The 25,394-nt window shown below is 62.8% G+C and carries 24 protein-coding genes; 12 read left to right on the top strand and 12 right to left on the bottom strand.

Annotated elements, in window-relative coordinates; translation table 11 throughout:
* Nucleotides 1-3 precede the first annotated feature (3 nt).
* Together DZK26_RS03765 and DZK26_RS03760 are read right to left on the bottom strand one after the other, a co-directional pair.
* On the bottom strand, nt 4-1,167 hold the full coding sequence (locus tag DZK26_RS03765) for an L-lactate dehydrogenase (RefSeq protein ID WP_116898672.1): 1,164 nt from the start codon (nt 1,165-1,167) through the stop codon (nt 4-6).
* Between the two features lie 15 nt (nt 1,168-1,182).
* Nucleotides 1,183-2,796: an FAD-dependent oxidoreductase gene (locus DZK26_RS03760; RefSeq protein WP_116898671.1), complete on the bottom strand. Its 1,614-nt coding sequence runs from the start codon at nt 2,794-2,796 to the stop codon at nt 1,183-1,185.
* Nucleotides 2,797-2,984: 188 nt separating this feature from the next.
* On the opposite strand from DZK26_RS03760, the gene DZK26_RS03755 reads away from it, so the two are divergent.
* From DZK26_RS03755 to DZK26_RS03745, 3 genes are all read left to right on the top strand, one after another.
* Entirely contained in the window at nt 2,985-4,868 is a 1,884-nt protein-coding gene (locus DZK26_RS03755) for a S9 family peptidase (protein WP_181918429.1), read from the top strand.
* Nucleotides 4,869-4,975: 107 nt separating this feature from the next.
* Nucleotides 4,976-5,458 carry a two-component regulator propeller domain-containing protein gene (locus tag DZK26_RS03750; RefSeq protein WP_116898669.1) on the top strand — a complete coding sequence of 161 codons (483 nt, stop codon included), beginning with the start codon at nt 4,976-4,978 and terminating at the stop codon, nt 5,456-5,458.
* A gap of 103 nt (nt 5,459-5,561) precedes the next feature.
* Nucleotides 5,562-6,350, top strand: coding sequence for a triple tyrosine motif-containing protein (locus DZK26_RS03745; protein ID WP_116898668.1), 789 nt, complete (start codon nt 5,562-5,564; stop codon nt 6,348-6,350).
* 54 nt (nt 6,351-6,404) lie between these two features.
* Here DZK26_RS03745 and DZK26_RS03740 read toward each other — a convergent pair whose 3' ends face one another.
* The gene (locus tag DZK26_RS03740) at nt 6,405-6,656 is read right to left on the bottom strand and encodes a GlsB/YeaQ/YmgE family stress response membrane protein (RefSeq protein WP_116898667.1); all 252 of its coding nucleotides are present in this window, start codon (nt 6,654-6,656) and stop codon (nt 6,405-6,407) included.
* A 186-nt stretch (nt 6,657-6,842) separates the two neighbouring features.
* Here DZK26_RS03740 and DZK26_RS03735 point away from each other — a divergent pair, with 186 nt between their 5' ends.
* On the top strand, nt 6,843-7,712 hold the full coding sequence (locus DZK26_RS03735) for a PA4780 family RIO1-like protein kinase (protein ID WP_116898666.1): 870 nt from the start codon (nt 6,843-6,845) through the stop codon (nt 7,710-7,712).
* Nucleotides 7,713-7,811: 99 nt separating this feature from the next.
* Entirely contained in the window at nt 7,812-8,804 is a 993-nt protein-coding gene (locus DZK26_RS03730; protein ID WP_116898665.1) for an aldo/keto reductase, read from the top strand.
* Nucleotides 8,805-8,829: 25 nt separating this feature from the next.
* Here DZK26_RS03730 and DZK26_RS03725 read toward each other — a convergent pair whose 3' ends face one another.
* Nucleotides 8,830-9,648 (bottom strand): EcsC family protein, encoded by an 819-nt coding sequence (locus tag DZK26_RS03725; RefSeq protein WP_116898664.1) that lies wholly within the window; start codon nt 9,646-9,648, stop codon nt 8,830-8,832.
* A 74-nt stretch (nt 9,649-9,722) separates the two neighbouring features.
* Between DZK26_RS03725 and DZK26_RS03720 the strand changes: the two genes are divergently transcribed.
* The 4 genes from DZK26_RS03720 to DZK26_RS03705 all read left to right on the top strand — a co-directional run bounded on the left by DZK26_RS03720 (nt 9,723) and on the right by DZK26_RS03705 (nt 15,767).
* Complete coding sequence (locus DZK26_RS03720; protein ID WP_116898663.1) at nt 9,723-10,598, top strand: alpha/beta fold hydrolase; 876 nt, start codon at nt 9,723-9,725, stop codon at nt 10,596-10,598.
* A 121-nt stretch (nt 10,599-10,719) separates the two neighbouring features.
* The gene (locus tag DZK26_RS03715) at nt 10,720-12,795 is read left to right on the top strand and encodes a bifunctional UDP-sugar hydrolase/5'-nucleotidase (protein ID WP_116898662.1); all 2,076 of its coding nucleotides are present in this window, start codon (nt 10,720-10,722) and stop codon (nt 12,793-12,795) included.
* Between the two features lie 205 nt (nt 12,796-13,000).
* A complete protein-coding gene (locus DZK26_RS03710; RefSeq protein ID WP_116898661.1) occupies nt 13,001-14,857 on the top strand; it encodes a copper resistance system multicopper oxidase in 1,857 nt (618 codons plus the stop codon).
* Nucleotides 14,844-15,767 (top strand): copper resistance protein B, encoded by a 924-nt coding sequence (locus DZK26_RS03705; protein ID WP_181918428.1) that lies wholly within the window; start codon nt 14,844-14,846, stop codon nt 15,765-15,767. Before DZK26_RS03710 ends, DZK26_RS03705 begins: the two co-directional genes overlap by 14 nt.
* Here the strand turns inward: DZK26_RS03705 and DZK26_RS03700 are convergent.
* From DZK26_RS03700 to DZK26_RS03685, 4 genes are all read right to left on the bottom strand, one after another.
* Nucleotides 15,764-17,338, bottom strand: coding sequence for a hypothetical protein (locus DZK26_RS03700; protein WP_117238628.1), 1,575 nt, complete (start codon nt 17,336-17,338; stop codon nt 15,764-15,766). The two genes, DZK26_RS03705 and DZK26_RS03700, sit on opposite strands and share 4 nt — an antisense overlap.
* Before the next feature lie 269 nt (nt 17,339-17,607).
* A complete protein-coding gene (locus DZK26_RS03695) occupies nt 17,608-17,994 on the bottom strand; it encodes a DUF302 domain-containing protein (protein ID WP_116898658.1) in 387 nt (128 codons plus the stop codon).
* Nucleotides 17,995-18,133: 139 nt separating this feature from the next.
* On the bottom strand, nt 18,134-18,883 hold the full coding sequence (locus tag DZK26_RS03690) for a glycerophosphodiester phosphodiesterase family protein (RefSeq protein ID WP_116898657.1): 750 nt from the start codon (nt 18,881-18,883) through the stop codon (nt 18,134-18,136).
* Entirely contained in the window at nt 18,880-19,836 is a 957-nt protein-coding gene (locus DZK26_RS03685; protein WP_181918427.1) for a hypothetical protein, read from the bottom strand. The genes DZK26_RS03690 and DZK26_RS03685 overlap by 4 nt, the downstream gene beginning before the upstream one ends.
* 214 nt (nt 19,837-20,050) lie before the next feature.
* Between DZK26_RS03685 and DZK26_RS03680 the strand changes: the two genes are divergently transcribed.
* Both DZK26_RS03680 and hemG read left to right on the top strand, forming a co-directional pair.
* The gene (locus DZK26_RS03680) at nt 20,051-20,521 is read left to right on the top strand and encodes a cytochrome c (RefSeq protein ID WP_116898655.1); all 471 of its coding nucleotides are present in this window, start codon (nt 20,051-20,053) and stop codon (nt 20,519-20,521) included.
* A 66-nt stretch (nt 20,522-20,587) separates the two neighbouring features.
* Complete coding sequence (hemG, locus tag DZK26_RS03675) at nt 20,588-21,139, top strand: menaquinone-dependent protoporphyrinogen IX dehydrogenase (protein ID WP_116898654.1); 552 nt, start codon at nt 20,588-20,590, stop codon at nt 21,137-21,139.
* A 79-nt stretch (nt 21,140-21,218) separates the two neighbouring features.
* On the opposite strand, the gene DZK26_RS03670 is transcribed toward hemG, so the two are convergent.
* The gene (locus tag DZK26_RS03670; protein ID WP_116898653.1) at nt 21,219-21,755 is read right to left on the bottom strand and encodes a hypothetical protein; all 537 of its coding nucleotides are present in this window, start codon (nt 21,753-21,755) and stop codon (nt 21,219-21,221) included.
* A 110-nt stretch (nt 21,756-21,865) separates the two neighbouring features.
* On the opposite strand from DZK26_RS03670, the gene DZK26_RS03665 reads away from it, so the two are divergent.
* The gene (locus DZK26_RS03665) at nt 21,866-22,498 is read left to right on the top strand and encodes a DNA-3-methyladenine glycosylase (RefSeq protein ID WP_220337209.1); all 633 of its coding nucleotides are present in this window, start codon (nt 21,866-21,868) and stop codon (nt 22,496-22,498) included.
* Between the two features lie 102 nt (nt 22,499-22,600).
* Here DZK26_RS03665 and DZK26_RS03660 read toward each other — a convergent pair whose 3' ends face one another.
* The 3 genes from DZK26_RS03660 to DZK26_RS03650 all read right to left on the bottom strand — a co-directional run bounded on the left by DZK26_RS03660 (nt 22,601) and on the right by DZK26_RS03650 (nt 25,335).
* Nucleotides 22,601-23,476 carry a DUF5694 domain-containing protein gene (locus tag DZK26_RS03660; protein ID WP_116898652.1) on the bottom strand — a complete coding sequence of 292 codons (876 nt, stop codon included), beginning with the start codon at nt 23,474-23,476 and terminating at the stop codon, nt 22,601-22,603.
* A 301-nt stretch (nt 23,477-23,777) separates the two neighbouring features.
* A complete protein-coding gene (locus DZK26_RS03655) occupies nt 23,778-23,999 on the bottom strand; it encodes a hypothetical protein (RefSeq protein ID WP_147306683.1) in 222 nt (73 codons plus the stop codon).
* Nucleotides 24,000-24,174: 175 nt separating this feature from the next.
* Nucleotides 24,175-25,335 carry a phosphoglycerate kinase gene (locus tag DZK26_RS03650; protein ID WP_116898650.1) on the bottom strand — a complete coding sequence of 387 codons (1,161 nt, stop codon included), beginning with the start codon at nt 25,333-25,335 and terminating at the stop codon, nt 24,175-24,177.
* Nucleotides 25,336-25,394: the final 59 nt, after the last annotated feature.

The following is a 25,394-nucleotide window of genomic DNA, read 5'->3' as shown; positions in this document are numbered from 1 at the left end:
GTTTCAGGTTTCCGGCGGGCCCGGGTCGAGACAGTGCGGGCCGATCTCCTCGAGCCGGGTCACGCCAGTCAGTGCCATGGCCAGGCGCAGTTCCTCTTGGATACCGGCCAGCAGCTGCTGCAATCCGGGCTGGCCGGCCGCGGCCAGGGCCCACACCCATGCGCGGCCGATCAATACACCGTCGGCCCCCAGGGCGAGGGCGCGGTAGACGTCGATCCCGCCGCAGATGCCGCCGTCGACCAGCACCTCGATCCGGTCATCCACGACGCGAACGATTTCCGGCAACTTGGTAGCGGTCGAGGCAACGCCATCGAGCTGGCGACCGCCGTGGTTTGAGACGACGATGCCGTCGGCGCCGATCGCCATCGCGCGTTCGGCGTCGGCCGCGTCGAGAATGCCCTTGAGGATCAGGCGGCCCTTCCATTTCTGGCGCAGCCACTCGATATCGGCCCAAATGACGCTGCGGTCGAACTGGGTGTCGATCCATTTCCGGAACGAGTCGGGGTCGCTGGCGGCATGAACATACGGGCTCATGCTCCCCAGGCTCATCGGCCGGCCGCGCAGGGCCACGTTCCAGATCCAGCCGGGACGCGCGAGCACCTGCCCGATCTTCAACAGCTTGGGGCGCAGGCCCGGAACGGCCATGCCGTTGCGGGTATCGCGATGGCGCGGACCGGGCATGGGCAGATCCACGGTAAAGACCAGGGTCCGGCAGCCAGCCGCCCAGGCCCGGTCGATGACCGCCTCGACGATCCCCCGGTCGCGGATCATGTAAAGCTGGAACCAGAACGGCCGGCTCGCGGCCCCGGTAAGCTCGTCGATGCCGCAAATACCCACCGTCGAGAGGGTGAACGGCACCCGGTTGGCCTCGGCCACTCGAAGCGCCTGCACCTCGCCGCGGCGCGCCGCCATGCCACCCAGGCCGATCGGCGCTAAAACCAGGGGCATGGCGCAGTCCTCGCCGGCCAGCGTCGTGCCGGTATCGATCTGTTCGACGTCGACGAGCACGCGTTGTCTGAGCTTCACCGAGTCCCAGTCGTGGGCATTGGCCGCCAGGGTTCGTTCCCGGCCGGCGCCGCCGGCGTAGTAGTCGTAGAGGAAGCGCGGCAGTCGCCGTCGTGCCAGTCTGCGGAAGTCCTCGATCGTGGCCGGAAGCTGTCGAATCATGGCGTCGCCTCCAGTTCAGCCGCCGGAACGGATCGAACGCGCCGCGGCCTGCGCGGTGAGAATGCATCCGGGCAGAAAGGTGCCTTCGAGCGAGCGCTTGCCGTTGGCTCCGCCGCCGCCGAAACCGGCCGCCTCGCCCACGCAGTAAAGCCCCGGAATCGCCTCGCCCGAAGCGTCGAGCACCCTGCTTTCCAGGTCGGTGCGAAGCCCACCCAGGCTCTTGCGGGTGACCAGCTGCATGCGCACCGCGATGAACGGGCCCGCCCCTTTCTTTTTCAGCGGCGCGGGCCGGCAGGTGCGGAGCCGGTCCGGGCCCCACTGACGGGCGTGCAGGATGCGGCGGATCTGATCGTCGTTTTGCAGGGCATCGCGATGGGCGAAGTTGGCGTCGAAGTCGTCGACCGTCGCTTCCAGCAATGCCGGGTCGATATCGTGCGATCGCGTGAGCTGGTTCATCTTCCCGGCGAGCCCGCCCAGCGTGTCATCGACCAGGAACTCATCGCATTCACGCTGCATCTGCTCGTACAGGCGCTTGTTGCCGAGCAGCAGTTCTGCGAGGAACGCGGGAAAACGCTTTTCGCGGATGGAGTGATTGTGCTCTGCCCCGGAAATGGCGAACTCCTTCAGGGCGATCCGCCGATTGAGCAGGTGCCAGGTCCAGGGTTTTTCCTGCTCGGCCACGCGGCGGCACAGCCAGTGCGTGTCGAAGCCGGTCACCAGCGGCTCGGGGCCGATGCGGCGGCCGCGGTGGTCCAGCCACAGCGCCGACTTGCAGGGAACGGCCGACAGGCCGTGGCCTTCGAAATGCGGAAAGGGATGCGAAAAACCAGCGGCGTAGTTCCACATCTCCCCGGCATTGACGATGCGACCGTCGAGCTCGTTGGCCACGAAGCGCTGCAGGCGGCCATCGGCAAAGGGATGGGCGCCGTTGAGCATGGTCTTCGGCCGCGGGCGATGTCGGGGCCAGTTGGCGCGCGCCTGGTCGTGGCTGCCGTTGAGGCCGCCGGTGGCCAGTACCACGTTCGCCGCCTCGAGGTGCGTTTCGCGACTGTCGCGCTCATTGACGGCCAGCGCGCCGGAAACCCGGCCGGCGCTGTGCAGCAGTGCCGTGACGCGATGCTCGTGCAGCAGGGTCAGGCGGCCACCGGAATCGGATTCGTGCAAAAGCTGGATCATGCGCCGGGCGAGTTCGCGCGCGGTGCCCCACACGATGTGGTAGCGCGGCACGGAATTGCCCTCGCCGAAGCGGCCACGTTCGACCCAGTTGACTGCCGGCAGGAACTTCAACCCTTCATCCAGCAGCCAATCGTGGACATCGGCCCGCGACCGCTCCACGTAATGACGGGCCCAGGCCAGCGACCAGTGGTCACGCGGATCGAGCTCGCCGAAACGCAACCAGTCGCGGTACGCGATCTCGGGGTTATCGGGAATCTTCTTTCTGGCCTGCAGCGGCGTACCGACCAGAGCCATCCCGCCGAAGGCCCACAGCGCCAGACCGCCGAAACGCTCGGGCCGATCGCGATCGACCAGCGTGACCGACTGCCCGTTGCGCAAGCACTCCAGCGCGGTGACGATCCCGGCTAGCCCGCCGCCAATGACCAGCACATCCGATGTGGCCGGAGCACTCATACCCGAGTACCCGAATCAGCTGCCAAGGGCAATAAACCGCAGGGACTGGAACGCAACATGCAACCAAGTGTACAACGGGACGCGGTGCAGCTTGTTTGAAGATACCGCCGCCGATCGCGGTGTTTCCTGTCCCGAGTGGTACCCTGCAAACTCGACTTTTTTATATGTCGTATTTGGAGCCCATCGAAATGTCCCTGATTCTTGTCCGCCCGCACATCCTTCCATTGCTGTGCCTTGTGGCTGTTTTCATCCCGACGACGGGGAGTACCGGAGAGGAAGCGCTTTCCTGGGAAAACATCTGCCGCACTGATGTCTGTCGTGCCACCGGGCATGACGGTGTGATGGAGGCGCGCATATCGCCGGATGGAGCTCATGTCGCCGCAGTGCTGGAGACCCCGGACAAGCAGGGCATCTATCTGCTGTCGCACGATACGGAAAACCTCTCGAAATGGGTGACGGGCACATCGCCGAGGTGGTTCGCGGACGGTGAACGAATCGTCTATGTCGGTGACAGCGATCTGTGGGTTGTCGATGTTGATTCACAAAACCCCGTGCGTCTTACGAATGATGGTAATGACGTACGAGCCCCAAAACCTTCTCCGGATGGCCATAGGATCGCTTTCTACAGCACGCGGTCCGGGCATCAGGATATTTGGCTGGTCAACACCAACGATTCGGGTAAGCCAAAGCAACTGACCCGAGAGTCCATGACGGTGGAAGAAGCCCGTTTGGGACACGCCTGGTCTCCGGACGGAAAGAAAATCGCCTATTTCTCCAACAAGGCCGATTACTGGGATGACGACCTCTGGCTGGTGGATGTCGAGTCCGGGAATGAACGCAAGCTGTCCGGTACCGTGATGGGACGTGCGGCGCCGGCCTGGTCGCCCGACGGCAGAAGGATCGCCGTTTTCGCAACCGCCAAGGACGAATTCTGGTACGGGGATTTGTCGGACCTGTACGTGATCGATGCTGCCTCCGGTGACGAACGCCGAATCGAGATGCAGGTCCACGCGATGGCCATGAATCAGCCGCAGTGGTCCCGGGACGGATCGGAGTTGTTTTTTCCGAATCATTTACGCGGCGAGCTGGACCTGTGGCGCGTGCCGGCCTCCGGCGGCGTCGCCACACAAGTAAGCAACATGGGGGGACTGATCCACGGATTTGATGCGACCGAAGGCGCCGGAGAATTCATCTTCATCCGTTCCACGCCGACGCGCGGCCGCGAGGTCGACCGGCTACCGAAAGCAGGCGGCCGCACCGATCAACTGACGGCGGTATCAACCGACTGGCAGGGAGTGAAAGCACCCGACGTGATTAGCTATCGCAGCCTGGGCGGTCACTACATCCAGGCTTTCCTGTTTACGCCGCCGGATTTTTCGCCCGCCACAAAGTATCCGGCACTGGTGCAGGTCCACGGCGGAGGCACCAACTCCTACTACAATGGACTGAATCTCGTGGAACAGCGTCTGGCGCATCAAGGATATGTCGTCCTGGCCATTAACTACCGAGGGGGCTCCGGTTTCGGCCAAGCCTTCCAGGACATGGCTGTCCACCACTGGGCCGACGATCAGGCACACGATGCTGCGGCAGCTGCCAACTTCATCCGTGAGCAGCCCTGGTCCAGTGGCAAGGTTGGCATCTACGGCTACAGCTATGGCGGCATCATGAGCCTGGCTGCGGTCACCCGGGCCCCTGAGGCCTTCGATGCCGCCGTGCCGATGGCCGGGATTTACGACTGGGCAGATGCTTACAAGTCGGCGGACCGTCTGGGTCGGCTGTTCACCTCCGAGGGGCACGGCGGGCCGCCGGAGGACCGCCCCGAAGTCTATGCACGCAGCAATTCCGTTACGCGGATTGCCCAGGTGGAAACTCCGATTTTGCTCATGCATGGCGAGGCGGACGCCCGCGCGCCCTTCAACCAGTTCGAAATGGCGGTCGACGCCCTGCAACGTCAAGACAAGGTGTTCGAAAGCCACAGTTACCCAGGAGAGCCACATCGGTTCCGCAGTCCGCAAAACCGTGTCGATCTTTACTCTCGACTCGAGGACTGGATGGATCGCTGGTTGAAATAACATGAAATAGTGGGTGGTGAGATGACTGCGTAAGTTTGTGATTGGCTCTTGAGCGCCATTAGACGGTAAACTTTACGGAATGCACCCCCCGCCGCCCCGAATTTGGCTTGCATTTTCAAATAGATAGCAGACGACCCATACGTTTTGCCTGCTTAGTCGCTCTTGGTCCTCGTCTCCTGCTGACTGCGGCCCTGCTCGCGCTGACCGGCATCATTGTTGCAGCCGATGACGCCACCGAACTTCCGCCGGAGCGAACCCTGGCAGTCGAGTCCTACGGGCTGGATGAGGGGCTGGCGCAGTCGAGCGTGATCAGTCTGGCTGAGGATTCCAACGGGTTGTTGTGGTTCGGCACCCAGGAAGGACTGCACCGTTTCGATGGACACTACTTCGACGTGCTGCGACGGGAACCGGGAGATCCCGAAAGCCTTGTCAGTTCCACGATGGACGTGCTGACTGTCGACCAGCATAAGCGGCTCTGGATGGGTAGCAATGATGCCGGCGTCGAGGTGATCGATCTGGCCGACCGGAGCGTCAGCAACCTGATTTCCCGGGATGGCCTGATCGGGCTGGTCAGATTCGACGGCCGTTAATGGGTAGTGGCGGACCGGCGTTGCCGGGGTCGATTCGGTCAAGAGCTCGGCCTTCTCATTCGACAGCCCGGCGGCGCAGCCGGTCGTCGATGGACTCACCGTCATGCACCGCGAGATCGGCTTGCTGGAACCGTTCGCCGGCCTGGATGCATCCCTGCCATATGCCCGTGAACTCCGCCTGGACCATCGTCAGCGCATCTTCGCGCTGCGCATGGTGGCGCTGGATTTCAATGCACCCAGCGCCGCCCGGCTGCGTTACCGGGTGGAGGGATTGCATGACGACTGGGTTCAAGTCAACGGCGCTCAGGCGGAATTCTCGGTCAACTACCTGGCGCCGGGCAGCTACCGGCTTCGCATCGAAGCAGCCGGCCGGGATGGCCGTTTCGGCAACCAGAGCGAGTTAACCATGGTGTTGACGCCGCCGCTGTGGCTTCATCCGGTGGCCTACGCGCTTTACGGGGTGCTCCTGGTGATGCTGCTCGCCTTGATCGTCTGGCGGGTGCGCCGGAACATGCATTACAAGCGCCGCCAGGTCGAGATTCTGCATCGGCAGGTCGCCAAGCGCACGGCGGAACTCGAAATTCTCAACGAAAAGCTGCATCACAGCAACCGAAGACTGGACCGGTTCTGCAGGCAGCAGGACATCCTGGTTCGCTGGGGCGGGGAAGAGTTCCTGCTGGTAGCCAACGGTGTCGAGCCCGCGATGGGTGCCGGTCTGGCCGACCGCGCCCTGTATGCCGCCAAGGCCGCGGGCAAGAACGGCTGGTATGGCCTGCTCCCCGGCCCGCGTGCCCGTAGCGACAGTCTCGATCAGCTTTCTCCGGGCAAGCCACTCTCCGACCTGATCAAGCGTGACATCCTGGAGGCCGTGTCGTCCTCGACTATGCCCTGATCAACGTCCACGCGACCGGGATCGTGGTTGTCCCGGTTTCCCGGCTCGGGAATCTCAGGTTTTGCCGCGGATCACCCCGACGATCAGCAGCAGGATCACCGCGCCGACGACGGCCGTGACGATGGCGTTGAGTATGCCCGTTCCGACAGCGATGCCGAGCTCGCCGAACAGCCAGCCGCCAAGGATCGCGCCGATGATGCCGACCACGATATTGATCAGGATGCCCTGACCACCACCCTTGACGATGAGGCCTGCCAGCCAGCCGGCGATGCCGCCGACGATGAGCCAAATCAGAATGCCTTCCATACCAACCTCCCGCGTTGCGAATGAATATGCAGGTCAAGCACCTGCAACCCCTTCGTGTACCGTACTCCGATGGCCGCGGCGGCGCAAACCGGCGGCACGATAGTGAAAATCCCGGGTATCCGCATTGCGGCCGCACCAGGGTCCGACGCCGGTGACAGGCAACAATGGGTGTCATAATTGTTCCCGATGAAAATTCCCGCCCGCTTGAAACCCCTGGCCGAAGACGGCTTGATCGACGAAGTGCTGCGCCCGCTCAAGAGCGGCAAGGAAGCCGATGTCTTCGTCGTGCGCTGCGGTGACGAAAAACGCTGTGCCAAGGTGTTCAAGGAGGCCAATGTGCGCAGCTTCAAGCAGGCCGCGCAGTACCAGGAAGGCCGCAACGTGCGCAACAGCCGGCGCGCCCGTGCGATGAACAAGCGCACCCGCTACGGCCAGAAGGAGCAGGAAAAGGAGTGGCTGAACGCCGAGGTGGATGCACTCTATCGCCTGTCGGCCGCCGGTGTGCGCGTGCCCCGTCCGCATGGCTTCGTCGACGGCGTGCTGCTGATGGAGTTGATCATCGATTCCGGGGGCAACGTGGCGCCGCGGCTCGACGCCATGAAGCTGAGTGCCGAACAGGCACGTGAATACCACAGTCGCATCATTGCCGAAATCGTGCGTATGCTGGCCGCCGGTCTGATCCACGGCGACCTTTCGGAATTCAACGTGCTGGTTGACAATGCCGGCCCGGTTATCATCGACCTGCCGCAGGCGGTCAATGCCGCGGCCAACAACAGCGCGGCGATGATGCTCGTGCGCGATGTCGATCGAATGAAGCATTACTTCGGCCGGTTCGCGCCGGAACTGCTGAAGACCGAATACGGCAAGGAAATGTGGTCGCGCTACGCTTCGGGTAATCTCGATACCGAGCGTCCGTTGACCGGCGCCTACCAACCCTCATCACAGGATGTGAACCTCGACGAATTGATGGGCATCATCGATGCCGCCCGGGAAGAAGAGAAGGAACGACTGGAGCGAATTAGCGAAGAGGCCTCGGGTGAGCCGGGTGACTACTGAGGAGAGAAGCATCTGTACACCCACAGCGTAGAACGATCGACACAACCGCGGATGGTAGGCTGAAACCAGCCAAAAGCAATTCAAAAGGGAGCGATTACGATGCAGACGATCCGAATTCCCGGAACCGATCTCGAAGTCTCGAGGATTGCGCTGGGCACCTGGGCCATTGGCGGCTGGATGTGGGGTGGTACCGAGGAGCGGCGTTCCATCGACACCATTCACGCGGCAATCGACAAGGGCGTCACGCTGATCGATACCGCACCGGTCTACGGTTTCGGTACGTCGGAAAAGATCGTCGGCAAGGCGCTGGCCGAGCATGATGACGGTGATGAAGTTCATGTATCGACCAAGGTCGGCCTTGAATGGGATGACGATGGCGGTGTGTTTCGAAACGGCTCGTCCGGCCGCATCGAGCGCGAGATCGACGATTCGCTCGAGCGCCTGGGCCGGGACCACATCGATATCTACCATGTCCACTGGCCGGATCCGACACGGCCCGTGGAGGAAACGGCCCGCGCGATGCGCCGCCTGCTCGATCAGGGACTGGTCGGCAACGTCGGTGTGAGCAACTTCACCTGCGACCAGATGGAGCGGTTCCGGGCAGAGTGCCCGATCCACGTCTGCCAACCGCCGTATAACATCTTCGAGCGCGGCATCGAGTCTTCGATCAAGCCTTACTGCGAGCGAAAGCCGATCGTGCTGATGACCTACGGCGCGCTGTGCCGCGGCCTGCTGACCGGCAAGATGACTGTCGACGCCTCCTTCGAGGGTGACGACCTGCGCAACAACGACCCCAAGTTCGCCCAACCCCGCTATGGCCAGTATCTTCGCGCCGTCGAACGGCTACAGCAGTACGCCGAGGAACAGTTCGGCCGCTCTCTGCTCGACTTCAGTATTCGCTGGGTGCTCGAAATGGGTGTGCCGATCGCGATCTGGGGCGGCCGCCGGCCCGAGCAGATGGATCCGCTGGATCGGCTCTTCGACTGGTCGCTGGACGGTGCCGCCCTGGCTGCAGTCGATTCCATCCTGGCCGAGGCCGTCCGGGATCCGGTCGGACCGGAGTTCATGGCGCCACCGACAGGGCTCGTTTGACTGCCGGAGGCAGTACCGACATGGCTCAGGGCAACAGCTCGGGTTCGGATTCGTCTCCCGAGAGTTCAGCGTACATCCGGCGCACTTTTTCGGTGCCATGGCTGCGCTCCAGCCTGCGGACAATGAAATGTCCACGCGCCATGTCCTGGAAGTGATCGATGAAGATCGTGTTGATTGCCGCACCACCGAATGCGCCGATCAGGGGCACCGCCTGCGCCGCGGCCTTCTCGGAAACGACGATGGAAAAGCGCGATGCGACCTGCGAGATCAAACGCGCGATGGCCGGCGCGGACTGCTCGGCCAGACCCTTGCGCGCAATGTGCGAAGCCGCCTCGGAAACCGCACGACTCATGGCTGCACGAGCGGCGAAATAACCGATTTCGGCCGCATCATCCTTGCGCGAGGGTCCACCGAGCGCCAGCACCTGCAGGCACTGCATGCGCACCTCGGGGTCATCAAGAGCCTCTCCTTCGCTTCGGGCAATATCGGCAATCGACCGCAACATGATTGCGGTCGATATAGGCAATTCTATGGCCAACGCGGCCAGGCCGAACGCGCCGCCGGTCGCGCCCGTCGCTGTCGCCGCCGCCTTGTGCCACCAGTTCGAGGGGGTGCCCCGGTGGCTGCCATCCATGGTGCCGACCGCGATATGCAGCGTGGATTCGATCGCCTTCCTGGTGGCCGCATTGACCACCTCGCTCCAGCGCTCGGGCAACAGTTCGAAACCCTGTTCTACAGGCGTGCCCACCATGTGGCTGATCCGGGCGGCCAGGCTCGGATTCTCGAGCAGGTCGCAGGCCAGTCGCAGTCGCTCGATTTCAGATTCGCTCAGTGCCGTGCTCATGACGGATCCCGGCTGAAAACATAACCATACCTCGCAACGATCCGGTCAAACGCACGACCGATAGAATACTTCCCATGAAACGAATTCAAGGCGAACAGGGGCTGAGCTGGCATCGCGCCGGCGAGGCCGCTTCGGACCGGGCCCTGGTGCTGTTTCACGGCCTGGCCAGCAATGGCACGCGCTGGAAAGAGTTCGCGCGCGGAGTCAGCCAGCGGCAGGAATTGGCGGACTGGAAGTTCATCGCCCCCGATCTGCGCGGTCACGGCGGTTCGCCGCGGCGCGGCCGGATCGACAGTGAAACATGGATTGCAGACTTCCATACCATGATGCATCAAGAGCGGGTCACGACCTGCATCGTCGGCGGCCACTGCATGGGCGCCAATCTGGCGCTGAGAATCGCCGCGGCCGCACCGGAAAGTCTTGCCGGCCTGGTTCTGATCGAACCCATGGTGCCCGAGGCCCGGGCCGGACTCGCAGCGCGCCTCGCACCCTTGCGCTTCCTTCTGCCGCCGCTGGCCATGCTGGCGCGCATGCTCAATCGGCTTGGAATCGGCCGCAAGCGCTTTCCCGAACTGGATCTTGAAAAAAGCGACATCGAGGCTCGACGCGACCAAATGGCCGCCGACGGACAGTTCAATGCCGACTACGCCACGCCCGGGCGCGACCTGCGTTACCTGCCCACTGCCAGCTACCTGTCCGCGCTCTACGAGACGTTGCGGCCGCTGCCCGAACCGGAAACGATCACCTGTCCCACGCTGGCCCTGCTGTCGTCCGGGGGGCTGTTTGGTGATCCGGCCAGAACCCGCGCGTGGCTCGAAAGAATCGACCGGATCGAGATCGCCGAACTTGATGCCGAACACTGGATCCCGACCGAACAGCCCGACGAGATGCGCGAGCAAATCCTCCGATTCGCAACCGGAATCGACGCCGATTCGAGCGCCCGGGATTGACTCGACACCCGGTCCTGGACCGACCCAGGGACCATCCGCCCTCGCAGGCGCCTGATTGCTTCTTGCAATCCGGGGTTCGTTACCAAAAAATGGCACGCTGAATTGCTTGCCCGAGGTTTATATGCTGCCTGCCCTGCGTGATTCTTGTCGCGCCCTGATCGCGGTTGTACTTGCTGCCGGGCTGCTCGCCTGCAGCCAGCCGGAACCCAGGCCTGAACCGGTTGCCGGTGATGAGCGGGTCGAGGGGCTGGAACTGCAACTGCTACATTTTGCCGATATTGACGGCGGCGGCACGGGGGCACTGGAGCATGTGGCGGAATTCTCCGCCCTCGTGGCTTCCTTTCGGGCCAAGATGCCGGAGCGCACGCTTTTGATCAGCTCCGGTGACAACTATGTCCCCGGCCCGGTCTACCAGGCCAGTAACGACCCGGCCATGGCCGAAGTCACCGGCGCACCGGGCGTGGGCCGCGGTGAAATCGCATTCCTCAACGCCATGGACGTCGATGTCAGCGCCGTCGGCAACCACGACCTCGACGGCGGCCCCGAGGAATTCGCCGCCATCATCCAGCCCAACGATGGCTGGCCGGGCTCGCGCTTCCCCTGGTTGTCGACCAACCTGGATTTTGCCGGCGATCCGCAGCTGGCCGATCTGGTCAGCGCGGACGGATTGCACGCCGAAGAGATCGACGGTCGTCTGGCCGGCTCGGCGGTGCTGGAAGTCGACGGCCGTCGCATCGGCGTGGTCGGGGCGTCAACGCCCACCCTGGATCAGATCACTTCCACCGGCGATATCGGCGTCCGCCCGGCCGACGCCGACGACATCGAAGCGCTGGCCGGCATCATCCAGGACGCCGTGGATGAACTGGCGGCCGACGGGGTGGACATCATCATCCTGGCCGCGCACATGCAGCAGCTGCATGTCGAGCGGGCACTGGCCGAGCGACTCGAGCACGTGGATGTGGTCATCGGCGGCGGCTCCAATACCATCCTGGCGGATTCCGATAGCCGGCTGCATCCCGGTGACGCGGCCGTGGACGACTATCCGGTGGTCTATCGATCACCACTGGAAGAACCCGTGCTGCTGGTCAACACCGACGGCGACTATCGCTACCTGGGGCGCTTGTTGCTGCCCTTCGACGCCGAGGGCGTCATCGAGCTCGAACGCCTCGATGCCGGCCGCGCGGGTGTCTGGCCGAGCAACGCCTCGATGGTCGAAGAACGCGACGCCGAACCCATTCCCGAAGTGGTGGCCATCCGCGACGCGTTCTGGCGCACGCTGGAGGCCAAGGAAGGTCACGTACTCGGCTACACCGATCGGTTCCTGGACGGGCGCCGGACCATGGTGCGAACGCGCGAGACCAACCTGGGCCGCCTGTGGGCCAAGGCCACCCTCTGGCTGGGCCGCAAGCAAGAACCCGAGGCGGTGGTCGCCTTCCGAAACGGCGGCGGCATTCGGGGCCCGATCGGCGAGATGCGCGTACCGCCGGGCAGCCGGGACGCCAGCACGGTCCGGCTGGGGCCGCCGGCCGGCAATCGCTTCCGCCCCGAAGGCAGCATCTCGCGCCTGGACCTGGAAACCGCCCTGGCCTTCAACGGCGAACTGGTGGCCCTGACGGTGACGGCCGGCGAACTCTACGACATCATGGAATATGCCGTTTCCGGCATCGCGCCCGGCGCCACGCCGGGCTGGTTCCCGCAATTTGCCGGCCTGCGGCTGAGCTACGACGCCTCGCGCCCGGCCCGGCGGCCGCTGGAGACAGGCCAGGGTGATATCAACCAGGGGGCCAACAGTAACGGTGAGCGGGTACGCGAACTGGCCGTGGTCGCGCCCGACGGAACGACCACGCAACTGATCAGCGAAGGCAAATGGATGGGCGATCCCGAGCAGCGCTTTCGCGTGATTTCGCTGGCCTTCCTCGCCCAGTGCGTACCGCTGCCGAACGGTCAGGATCAAGAACTTTCACCCTGCGGCGACGGCTATCCTCTGCGCGGGCTCAGCGACCCCCAGCGCCGCAACCTCGTCGGACTCGACTATCCCGAAGTGGCCATCGATTTTGTCACCCCCGGCACGGAACAATATGCCCTGACGGCCTATCTGGCCGCATTTCACGGCACGCCGGAGCGGGCCATACAGCTGCCTCCGCAACCGAAGGGCAAGCAGGCCTGGTTGACTGAGCTATCCGGTCGGCACGACTAGCCGTTGGCAGAATCAGGACACGCTCGGGCCAGATCGGATCTTTTTTCAGCACTCGGATTTGTGGTTGTCCCGGTGCTTGCATGCCCGTGCATTGGCAACCGGAAGAGTGCCGGGAGTGATACAGTGGCATAGCTGCCCCTTGAAGTCAGCGCCGATCGCACGATTTGATCAAGGCGTCATGCGATCTCACCCGAAAGGTGACTCGATGAAAGACGACAGGAAGGGTTTCTCGAAAAAGTCCTTGTCACGTCGGGACTTCCTCTACACCACGTGTCTGGTCTCCACGGGCGCTTTCCTGCCGTCGTTTACTCCTTTATGGGCAGGCCGGCAAGCCACGGAAAACGCTGGAGAATTTGGCGAACTCAACGCGACCGATGCGGGCGGCATCGACCTGTACCTGGAACGTAAGAATTTGCTGATTGGCGGCAGGCCAGGGCGAGCGATTGCGATCAATGGCTCCATTCCCGGACCGGTCATCCGGATGCAGGAAGGCAAGGAGGCGTTGATCCGCGTCCACAACCGGCTGGAAGAATCAACCTCGATTCATTGGCACGGCATATTGCTGCCTTTCGACATGGACGGTGTCCCGGGCATCAGCTTCCCGGGCATTCCAGCCGGCGAGACCTTCACCTACCGCTACCCCATCCGGCAGAACGGCACGTATTGGTATCACAGCCACACCGGCCTGCAAGAGCAGCTCGGGCATTACGGCCAGCTCATCGTCGAACCGGCCGAACCGGACCCGGTGGACTACGACGTGGAGCATTCGATCGTCCTGTCCGACTGGACGTTCGAGGAGCCGCATCGGGTACTGAGAAAGCTCAAGACCCTGGAGGGCTACTACAACTTCCAGCGCCCGACGCTGGCCAATATCGACGATCAGATGAAGGCGACAGGCATGTCGCTGAGCGAGGTGCTGGAAAAACGACTGGCGTGGGACCGGATGCGGATGGACCCGACCGACATCGCCGACATTACCGGCGCGACCTATACCTTCCTGATGAACGGGAAGGCGGCCCACGAGAACCCGACGTTCATTGCCAGGCCCGGCCAGCGGGTGCGCCTGCGCCTCGTCAACGCCTCGACCATGACTTTCTACGATATCCGCATCCCGGGCCTGCCGATGACCGTCGTGCAGGCCGATGGCCAGAACATCAGGCCGGTTGAAACCGACGAGCTTCGCATCGCGGTGGCCGAAACCTATGACGTGATCGTGACGCTGCCGGACGAGCGGGCCTATACCCTGTTCGCGGAGACCATGGACCGCAGCGGGTATGCGCGCGGCACGCTGGCCCCGAGACAGGGCATGTCGGCAGCCGTGCCCGAACAGCGTCGCCGGCCCATGCTCACCATGGCCGATATGGGCATGATGATGCATGGCGACATGGACGGCATGAACGGCATGAAGGATGAGAGCCATGAGGCCATGGGACACGACATGCCGAATCATGCATCCGGCAACGGCCATGGAAAGGAATTGCCGACGACCAACCTGATCCAGAGTATCGAACACGGCCCCGACAAGCACGGCCCGGCCAGCATCACCATGGGTCAAATGGCGTATCGCCGGCTCGACTATCCCGGGGCAGGACTCGGCGACGACGACTGGCGCGTACTGACCTACAGCCAGCTGCGCGCGCTGGAAAAACCTTATGATCGGCGGCCGCCCACGCGTCAATTCGACCTGCATCTGACCGGCAACATGCACAAGTACGTCTGGGGTTTCGACGGCAAGAAGTGGTCCGAGTCGGACATGATCCGCTTTCAGTACGGCGAGCGGCTTCGGATCAACATGATCAACGACACCATGATGAGCCATCCCATCCACCTGCACGGCATGTGGATGGATCTCTATGCCGGGGCCGAGAACTACGGCGACAACCCCCGCAAGCACACGGTGATTGTCCAGCCGTCGGAGTTGCTCACGGTGGACATCAGCGTCGATGCGCCGGGGCAATGGGCATTCCATTGCCACCTGCTTTATCACATGGAGGCCGGCATGTTCCGCACGGTCGCCGTGGTGCGCTCGCTGGATGGAGGCCCGATCGATGTCAAGGCCTAATCACCGCCCTCCGGTCGCGGTCGTGTTCGCGGGGCTGTTGGCGTTTTCCGCCGCGGCATGGGCCCAGGAAGAGTCCAGCAAACCCAATACGGCGGATCGCCAGTCTCATGGCGAATCGGCCGAGCAGCATGACGAATCCGCGCCCGAGGCTCCGGAGTTCGAACCGGCGGTCCCGGCGGGGATGACGCTGGAGGATGTCTTCGAGTATTCCGAGTCACCGCCACCGGACGAATTCCCTGAACCAGTGCCCGATGACCGGATCTACGCGTTCACGATGTTTGAGCAGTTCGAGTATCGCGTCGGGACCAACGACGACACCGCTGATCATCTCGGCTGGGAGGCTCAGGGCTGGATCGGCGGCGACATCAACAAATTCTGGTGGAAGAACGAGGGCGAGGCGGTCTTCGACGGTCCAGACGAGAGAGAAACGGAAACCGACCTGCTCTACTCGCGCCTGATCACACCGTTCTGGGATTTCCAGGTCGGTGTTCAATACGCCAACGAGTGGCACGACGGCAACTACGAAGATCGCTGGTCGGGTGTGATCGCGCTACAGGGCCTGGCCCCCTACAAGTTCGAACTCGATAACTCTCTATACATTTCCGAGCATGGTGATGCAACGCTGGCAGTCGAAGCCGAGTACGACCTCCGAATCACCCAGCGCCTCGTGCTTCAGCCACGAGCCGGGGTCGGATTTGCGTTTCAGGACGTTGAGGAGCGCAGCCTTGGCGCGGGCATGACCGACGCAACGCTTGACCTGCGCCTTCGTTATGAGATCAAGCGCGAGTTCGCGCCCTATTTCGGCATTCGCTCCACGTTCCTTGTAGGAGAAACCGAAAACATCGCAGAAGCCCGTGGCGAGGATTCCGACAAGTTCTTTTTCATGGCAGGCCTTCGTTTTGCCTTTTAATTCGGAAAATCGCCGGTGAAGATCACTTCTCCGTCCCGGCGGATTTCGATGCGCTCGCCACGCGGGTCGAAGTCCAGTGTCTGTTCGTTGAACGCAGGCGGCTCACCGAACCTGATCACGCCATGCGAGCCCCTTGGCGCAGACGCGACCTCAATCACACCTTGCTCAGTCCCACCCACGAAGAGCTCGTATGTGCCGTCCGGGACGTTTGCAACCCGGACGCGGAAAATCTCGCGCATCGGGTGCTGTTCGTAGTACGCCTCGGCCGTTCCCGCGGGATGAACGCCGGCATTGTCGAGTTCGATGCCGATTTCGGCGAACGTCACTCCGGAGTCCATTCCGTGACCCATTCCCGGGCCCATTCCGGAACCCATGCCCATACCGAACCCGCCATCCGTTCCGGAATCGGGAAACTCGGCCGAGAATAGCCGGGTCGCACCTTCCATGATCTCGATTATCGAGCCTCTCGGGTCAAAGTCGAAGTGCATCATTCCGGCAGCGTCCGGGAACCGGAATTCGAGCTCGCCGCGCGTCTGTCCGGCACCGATTTCGTTCACTTCAACCTGCCCGCGTTCGACGCCCATGACAAGCACCGGATAGCTGCCGGACGGTATGTTCCGGACCTCGATATCGAACTCCATCGCCGGTTGGCCCCGGGTCGAATGACCGAGCATCTCCAGCCGGGCCGTTGCCGAACCGTCCGGATACACGCCGTCGCTGGCCAGTTGTATTTCGGTCTCGAACCGGCCGTCATCGGGCCCCTGAAACGGCGCCGGACCGCGGCCCATGAAATTACCCTGCTCTGGTGCTAGCGCGGCCAGCACCAGCTCGCCGTTGGCGACAACTTCGATCATCCGGTCGCGGGGGTCGAAATCCAGCAGCCCGGTGCCCGGCACGGCCGGCGAACGGAAGCCGATACGACCGGCGGTGCCGTCGTCACTGGCGAAGACCTCGATTGCACCGCGCGGCTCGCCGCCGATGCGCAATTCATACTCCCCTTCGGGAAGATGACCAACCTGAACGCCGAACTCGGCGCGACCGGGCCGCATCTTGAATTCGATCTCGCCGCGGGCATCTGGAAACGCATCGGTCGGCTCGAGTGCGGCGACGAACTCGCGCGGCATGTGATCAGGGCGGAAATCGTCCGAAATACCGCCACTGCAAGCCACCCCCGGCTGATCGGTCAGCCGACCTATCGGAAATTCACCGGCCCCGACCGTATCGGTGTCAAACATGACCCGACCGTTGAGGCAATCGGTGAACTGAACATCCATCGTCCCGACCACCTCGCCAAAATCGCCCGCCGGGCTGTGTTGCTGCATGAAGGAAATGCCGTCAAACTCGTAGACTTGCGCTCTGATTCGATCGCCTTCGATCTCACCCTGGCCGACCATCCAGGTGGGTTCGCCGCCATCATCAAAATGGGCCCAGTAGACTGCGGCGATTTTCTTGCCCGAAGGCAGCCGCGAAATCGTGATGATTGCACCGTGGTTCTGCTGCTCCGGCTGGTCCCACCAACCGCTGAAACTACCGGTGACCTCCAGTGCGCTTGCCGGCAGGGATAGCGCCAATGCCAAACAGGCTCCCGCAGCGTGGAAGAGATGCTTCGTGGGAATCCTTGTGCGATTGATTGACATGACCTGCCTCCATGAGTGCTTGCGAGAACTTTCCGTCGCCCGTCACCAGATTCGGGCGATCTCGTCAACGTACGCTAATGGGTAAGCGGATCGGTTGATCCAGCGCAAGTTCCACCGGGGATTGCCATGGAGTTCCGCTTGACGCGCTCTGGCCGGTTGTACGGCGCCAGTGCGATGGCGCCAGCAACCGACCCGATAACGACTCAGAGCGCGTCGATGACTCGCTGCAGCCCAGCTCTGACTTCGCCGGCAATTTCGGCGAGGTCCGGGTTTTCCACCGCCTGCATGGAAGCTTGCGGATCCACCGCGGACACTTCAACTTTGCCGTCTTCGAGTTCGCGCACGATGACGTTGCACGGCAGCATCGTTCCGATCTTCGGTTCCCGATCCAGCGCTTCCCAGGCCATCTCGGGATTGCACGCGCCCAGAATCGTGTAGTAGCGCATGTCGCGATCGAGCTTCTTCTTCATGGTCGCCTGAACGTCGATCTCGGTCAGCACACCGAAGCCCTCGGCGGACAGGGCTTCCATGGCACGTTCACGCGCCTGGGTCGGCGTCGTTTCCAGCGTCTTGTTGATTTCGTAGCTCATTGGTGCACCTCATATATATTAGATTGCTCTAAAGTGTAACGCAGACCGTGTGAAAGCGTGGCGTTACCCGTGAATTCTGCCCCCGCGTCGGTCAGCAGGGACAACGGAGCAAGGGTCATGGCCCTGCGCGCTTGCCGGCTTACGACGCGCTCAACGCCTCGAGCATCGGCGGAAACCGGTCGGTCTCGATCAAGTCGGCGCCGCGACGGCGAAGCATGCGGGCCGAATCGGGGTCGTCCACGACGTACACCGCCCATTGCCACTCGCCCGGCCACAGCGACCGGCTTCCTTTCGGAACGCGCCCGGCCTGGATGAACAGGTAGTCGGGCGCCAGGCGCTCGGCCGCGCGCCTGGATTCGTCGTTCCAGGGCTTGATGACCAGGCCGATGGCTTCGGCGCCGTATTCGCGCGCCCTGGCCAGCGCGGCGGCATCGAAGGAGATCGGCACACAACGGCTGGAAGCCTGCCGCAGCACGCGGCATACCGCCTCGACCACCGGGGCCCGGCCGAACCGCTTCAGGCTCTGCCGCTTGATCTCGACGAAGGCGGTCACGGCCGGATAGCGATCCACCAGGGCGAGCATGTCCGCCAGACGCGGAACATGTTGCTGCGCGAATTCGGAGTCGAACCGGCCGGCTTCGCCAATGCTGCGCTGCGACGCCGTTTCCCAGTCCAGCGTGGCGATCTCTTCGTCGCTGTCGCCGACGCGGCTCAGCGACTCGTCGTGGATCACCACCGGCACGCCGTCGCGGGTCAACTGAATGTCGAATTCCACCAAGCGCGCGCCGGCGGCCAGTGCGGCTTCGACGCCGGCGAGCGAATTTTCGGGGTACGCGTGCGGATAGCCGCGATGGGCGATCAGCCAGCCGGCCGCCCCGGGCCGGTTCATGACGCCGTCATGCCCGCGAAGCGACGCCGAATCCAGCCGTCGAGGCGTCGTTCGGCATCGGTCGGTGTCTCCAGCAGCTCCGCCACGAATTGCAGCAGGGGATAGTCGGCAATCTCGACCAGGCCGTGGCGGCGGATCTGTGTAATGGCATGAACGCCTTCACTGCGCACGTTACCGTCGGTGTCGACCTCGGATTCGAGTTCGTCACGAGCAATCGCCTGCCCGATACCCCGATGATGCGAGTCCGCGCTGGTCGCGGTGGTCACCAGGTCCCCCAGCCCGGCCAGGCCGTAGGCGGTGCCCGGATGGCCGCCCAGGTGCTCGACGATGGCCGCCAGTTCGCCCAGCGCCTCGGCGATCAGGAAGCCACGCATGTTGTCTCCCAGATCCAGTTCATCGGCCATGCCGACCAGCGGCACATAGATATTCTTCAGGATCGCCGCCCAGGCCGCGCCGTGCGGGTCGTCGTGCGGCCTGAGGTAAAGCGGACCGCCGCCGACCAAGTCCCTTGCGCGCTCTGCAATCGCCGCCCGGTTGGCCGCAACCAGCGCGAAACCGGCTCGCCCGCGGTCGAGATCGTCGGCAATCATCGGCCCGTAGATCACCGCCCAGGCGGGCCCGGGGTCCGGCGTGTCGCCGAAATGGCGGGCGAAGATATCGGCCGGGGTGCGGCCATCCTCATCCAGCCCCTTGGCGATGGTCAGGCACAACGTCTCGGCGCCCACGCAAGCGGTCAGTCGCCCGGCCAGTTCGTCGTGGGGCGTGGCGGGCACCGCCAGGATCACCGCATCACTGTCGGCCGCCAACGTTTCCAGCGGGCCGGTTTCGCGGCCGGTCTCCAGGTCTCGATCCCAGGTGGTCACGTGGGCAGTCTTCTGCAGCAGGGCCTCGAACATGCTGCCCATGGCCCCTCGCCCGAGAATCAGAACTTGCGGGCGGGCATCGTTCGACATCTGGGTCTCCTTGGCTATTCCTGGATTCAGGGTCGAGTTCACTCGGCGACAGCGCATACAGGGAGAACGGCACCGAGCACTCGAAGTATAGGCGCCCTTTTCCCCGACTTCCAAGACCAGCTTCTTCAGCGCAAGATGGTGAGAACACTTGTCCCTGACGTGAAGTCGCGGCAATGCTAATATGCAAACATGCACATGAAATGAGGCAATTAGAATGAAAGCGATCACCGGAAAATTTCTGGGAGCCTTGTTACTAAGCCTGGCGGTGTCAACCGGTTCGATGGCGGGAGAACCCGTCACCCCGAAGCTCACGGATAAACTGCGCCAACTGCTTCAGGAGGAGATGAGGGCTGTGCAGGGCGCCATGACATCCATTCATTCCGCCATGGTCATGGGGCAACATGCGGCTGTTGCCGAAAACGCCCAGCAAATTCATGACAGCTTCATATTGCAACAATCGCTGACCAAACAGGATCGCGAAGACCTAATGTCGGCGGTGCCAGAAGGCTTTATCAAGCTGGATAAAGAGTTCCACCAGCTTGCTGCATCGCTCGCAGAGGCCGGTCGAAATAAAGACACGCAGGAACAGCAAGATCTCTTCAGCACCATGACGCGCAATTGTGTCGAATGTCACAGTAAATACGTTTCCAACCGCTTTCCCGATGTAAACGCCGGCAATAACTGATCGGGTTTGGGGGACAATCAGGGCGTCCACGATCTTTCTGAGTTTCAAGAGCCCAAGGAATGAGCGATGAGCACGATCCTGATTGTCTACGCCACCACCGATGGCCACACCCGCCTCATCTGCGAGCGCATGAGCGAGCGCATACGTGCGGCCGGTCACGGGGTGACCCTCCAAGCCGTGAGCGACGCCGGGTCGTTCGACCCGTCCACCCACGATGCCGTTATCGCCGGCGCCAGCATTCGCTATGGCAAGCACGATCCGTCGATGCGCGAGTTCCTCAATGGCAATGCCGATCGATTCGGAGATTGTCCGGTCGCCTTCTTTTCGGTCAACCTGGTGGCTCGAAAACCCGAAAAACGCACGGTGGAAGGCAACCAATACGTGCGCAAGTTTCTCGAATCCCTGACCTTTGAGCCCGCCCCGATCGAGATCTTCGCCGGCAAGCTCGATTACCCCCGCTATAAATTCTTCGACCGATTCATGATCCGCCTGATCATGAAAATGACCGGCGGACCGACCGATCCGTCGACCGTGGTCGACTACACCGACTGGGAGCGCGTCGACCGCTTCGCCGACACGGTAATGGAACGGCTCGCGAACGGCGGGACTGTCCGCTGACTGCTCAGCGAACGCCTACACGTCATCATTTGCGGCGGCCAGCATCCAGGCTGCCCTGGTTCTCCCCCCTTTTTCTGGACTATTGCCAACGCCAGCGGTGACGCTGCCACCAATCAAGGGCAATGGCGCGGTTCTCGTCGTTGTAGCGCGGATCGAGCACGGTGCCCAGCTTGACGTAATCGCCGCCGGTGGCGTCCATCAGCGCCGGGTCCTGCGAGGCCAGCATAAGTGCATAGAGCACCAGCATCAGTTCGTATTCATCCGAGGTGTCGAGCCGTGAGGCCAGCGCGGGAATGGCCGGCTCACCGATCTGCCCCAACCGTTCCGCCGCGATGTACCAGGGCCGCGGATGCTCCTCCCCGCCGTAGGTGTCGACGAAATCGCGATCCGACAATCGGCTGATGTAATAGTCGACTTTGTCCGCCACGCTGTCGAACTGCGGTGGTTCTCCCTCGCGGTCCTGCCCGGAGGTGGTGGTCGACACCGGCTCCGCAGGCTCGTCTTCCGGTAGCTCCGGAACGGTTTCCCGGGGCTGTTCAGGTGCGCCACCGGCGCAGCCTGAAAGCAAGGCGGCGACCAGCGCAATCCGCAACAATGATGAAGCCCACGGCGACATTCCCGAATCTCCTGCTGCTGGTTCAGCTTTCAGCATAGCGCGCCCCAGACCTCCGCTGTCGCCCTCGAGGATAGAATCATGGGTGTGGCACCTAATAATGAGTGCTTGAATTGGAATTTCAGTTAACCGCTAGCCATCTCGAAAGCGCGCTGGACGAAATCGCCCGGCGAGACAAGCATATTGCCGCGGCGCTGGAGAAAGTGGGTTATCCCGCCGAGCGCCGCATGGGCGAGCCCAGCTTCGAGCACTTTTTGAGAATCATCGTCGGCCAGCAGCTGTCGACAAAAGCGGCCACCACCATCTTTGGTCGGGTCGAAGCCGCACTGGAAGGCGACTTCCGGCCGGAGCGGGTGCTGGCCATGAGCGACGACGACCTGCGCGCGCTCGGCCTGTCGCGGCAGAAAATCGGCTATGCAAAGGGTTTGTCGCAGGCCGTCCAGGAGGGCTCGCTGGTGCCGGCGGCCCTCGCGCAGCTTCCGGACGACGCCGTGATGGAGCAGATCACCCGACTGAAGGGCTTCGGGCGCTGGAGCGCGGAAATGTTCCTGCTGTTCTCACTGGGCCGGCCCGACGTCTGGCCCGCCGACGACCTCGCCATTCAGGCCGGTTTGCACCGGATCAAGAACATGCGCAAGCGGCCGGACCGCAAGAGAACCGACGCCGTCGCCAAACCCTGGCGACCCTACCGCGGCGCGGTGGCGATCTTCGTCTGGCACTACTACTCGAACGCACCGATGGCCTGACGACGGGCTGGGCGCACCCAGACAAAGACAAATCGTGGTTCCCCAATTTCGCGCGGCCCGGACAGAGGTCGAATACACCGAGTGGGTGTGGCACGTCCTCGATTATAGGTTACCGAACGGCACACGCTCGAACTCCGGCGAGCTGTCGACGAGCCGCTTGAGGATTTGAACATGACCGGATCCAAACAGCGTGAGGATGCGTTCATACCCCTGTTTGTCGAGTTGCTGGATGTTGCGGAAGATGCGCAGATTGCGGTTGTACCAGTGGAGTGCCAGCGCATCGGCGCCGCCATGGTCACCCAGCTTGAAGTCGCCCACCAGGTAGGCACCGTAACCCCTGTCGAGGACATCTTCCCGGTTCGTGTAAAGCAACCCTTCCAGTAGCGTAGCGTCCTTTGCGACCCGGTCCTTGTAGTCGTACCAACGCTTGTAACGTCGGCTCATCTCGTCGTCGGACTTAAAATCGTACGCCTCCGGGACGGCCTCCATCGCCTTGAGCTTGTCCATGTGATCGGTGGCAAATGATTCGGCATCGACGCAGTGGATCTCGTCCAGCCCCATGCGCCTGGCCAGGCGAAAACCGATCTGGTAGCGTTCGTCACGCTTATCCTCCAGTTCGCCTGAGCGAAACTGCCGATAGGATTCGGCAAAATCCGAGTCCTTATCGCACTCCAGGGCGATCGCGTCCGGCTCAAAGCGGGCCAGGTAGTCGAGCAGCTTCACCATTTCAGCCTGGCGCAGGTCGGAGAGCACATCCACGCGCTTGTCTTCTTCGGCGACGTGGGCGTCCAGCCCGGGATAGGCAAAGTGCCAGGTGCCGACAAGCAGCACTTCCGTACCGGCTTCTCCGTCCGGGTTCAGGAAATGGGCGGGCGGCAGGTACTCGCCGTCCTGCTTCAGAGGAGCTTCCTCTTGCGAGGCTGCCACGGCCAGAACGGGCAACAGGATGATTGCCAGGATTCCAGTCAGTCGTCTCATGTTTCCTCCTTTTGTGATCGGCTATGACGGTACCAGTCCGCGACTTCAAGCGCGAACAAACGGGAGGCGTCCACATACACAGGAATCGGGAGACCCACGATCTTTAGTCAATAGGCCGAGATAATCGTGAGTGTCCTGATTTCTCTGATTTCTCCAACACCGCCCGAAGGACTCGGGAGCATCGCAAGCCGCCCGCGTGAATGAATGCAACGCGTTCAGGAAACCGAAAACCGCTACTACCCGGCGATTGGCTTGGCGGTCAAATCTCCGGTCGGGTAGGGTAGACCGCCGCTCGTCAGGTCTAATCGGGCCAGCGGATGGCTTCCGCGGTTACTCGTATGACCCGGTCGTCTATGTTCTGAGAGTCGACGACCACGACAGCGTGAGCACCCAGCTCAGCACCGGCCTCCTGCAGTTTCTCCACGGCATCATAGACAGTGGGCTTCGAAAAGCCCGGCTTGTAACGCTTGACGTCCACCGCGCCGATCTTGTTGTGTTCCTCGTGAGGGAATGAGTAGAACACCTCTACCTCGCCAGGCAGCGTTGGCGAATAGTGCTCGCCATAGGGGCGTACTTGCGTCCCTCCACACGCCGTTAGTGTAGCGATCAGAATGACTGCCAGGCATCTGTACATGTGTTGAGTTCCTCTTACAAAGAAAGACTCGCCATCAGGGCGAGTCGGCTCGACCTGTAGCGGCCTATTGGGAGAGTGCCTTGATGGCCGGCAATTCTTTCCCCTCGACATACTCGAGGAAGGCGCCGCCCGCCGTCGAGATGTAGTCAATCCGATCGGCCACATGAAACTTCTCAATTGCCGCGATGGTGTCGCCACCGCCGGCCAGGGTGAATCCCTTACACCCTGCCACAGCATGCGCAATCGCTTGCGTGCCGGAATGGAACGCCTCGAACTCGAACACGCCCACCGGTCCGTTCCAGACGACCGTACCGGCCTGGCGGACGATGGCTGCGAGGTTGCCGGCGGTTTCGGGGCCAATGTCGAGGATCATTTCGTCCTTTCGCACGCGTCCGACAGACCTCAGCGTGGCGTGGGCATCTTCGTGGAATCGCTCGGCGGTGAGCACGTCAGTGGGCAGCGGGATGGCCGCGCCCTTTTCCTCGGCGCGCTTGATCAGGTCTTTCGCGGTGTCGACCAGCTCCTTCTCGTAGAGCGAGCCGCCCACGTCGTAGCCGGCGGCGACCAGGAAGGTGTTGGCGATGCCACCGCCGACGATGAGCTGGTCGACCTTTTCGATCAGGGCCTCGAGCACCTGGAGCTTGCCGGAAACCTTGGCGCCGCCGACGATGGCGACCATGGGCCGCTCGGGCCTGGCCAGAGCCTTTTCCAGGGACTCGATTTCGCGCGCCAGGAGCGGGCCGGCGCAGGCTACTTGTGAGTGCCGGATCACGCCTTCGGTGGAGGCCTGGGCGCGGTGGGCGGTGGCGAAGGCTTCGAAGACCAGGACGTCGGCCAGGGCAGCCATTTTCTTCGCCAGCGCGTCGTCGTTTGCCTTTTCGCCTTTCAGGAAGCGCACATTCTCGAGCAGGACGACCTGGCCGGGCTCGACGTCCACGCCGTCGACCCAGTCGCGCTCGAGTTCGACTTTCTTGCCCAGCATCCCGCTTAAGCTTTCGGCCACGGGGGCCAGGGTGAATTCCTCGTCGAAGCTGCCCTCTTCCGGGCGGCCGAGGTGGGACATGACCATCACGGCCGCACCGGCGTCGACCGCCTGTCGGATGGTGGGCAGGACCGCTTCGATCCGCGCGGCCGAGGTGACCTGGCCGTTGCGGACCGGGACATTGAGATCGGCGCGGATCAGAACGCGTTTGTTCTGGATATCGACCTGGTCGAGGGTTTTCATTTTCCGGTTTCCTGGTTGGCTTGTTGGGGGCTCGTTTATGGCGCCAGTTTAGAGAGGGG

It is taken from the genome of Wenzhouxiangella sp. 15190 (assembly GCF_003417465.1).
GTDB lineage: Bacteria > Pseudomonadota > Gammaproteobacteria > Xanthomonadales > Wenzhouxiangellaceae > Wenzhouxiangella.
This window is presented reverse-complemented; position numbering and strand designations above follow the sequence as displayed.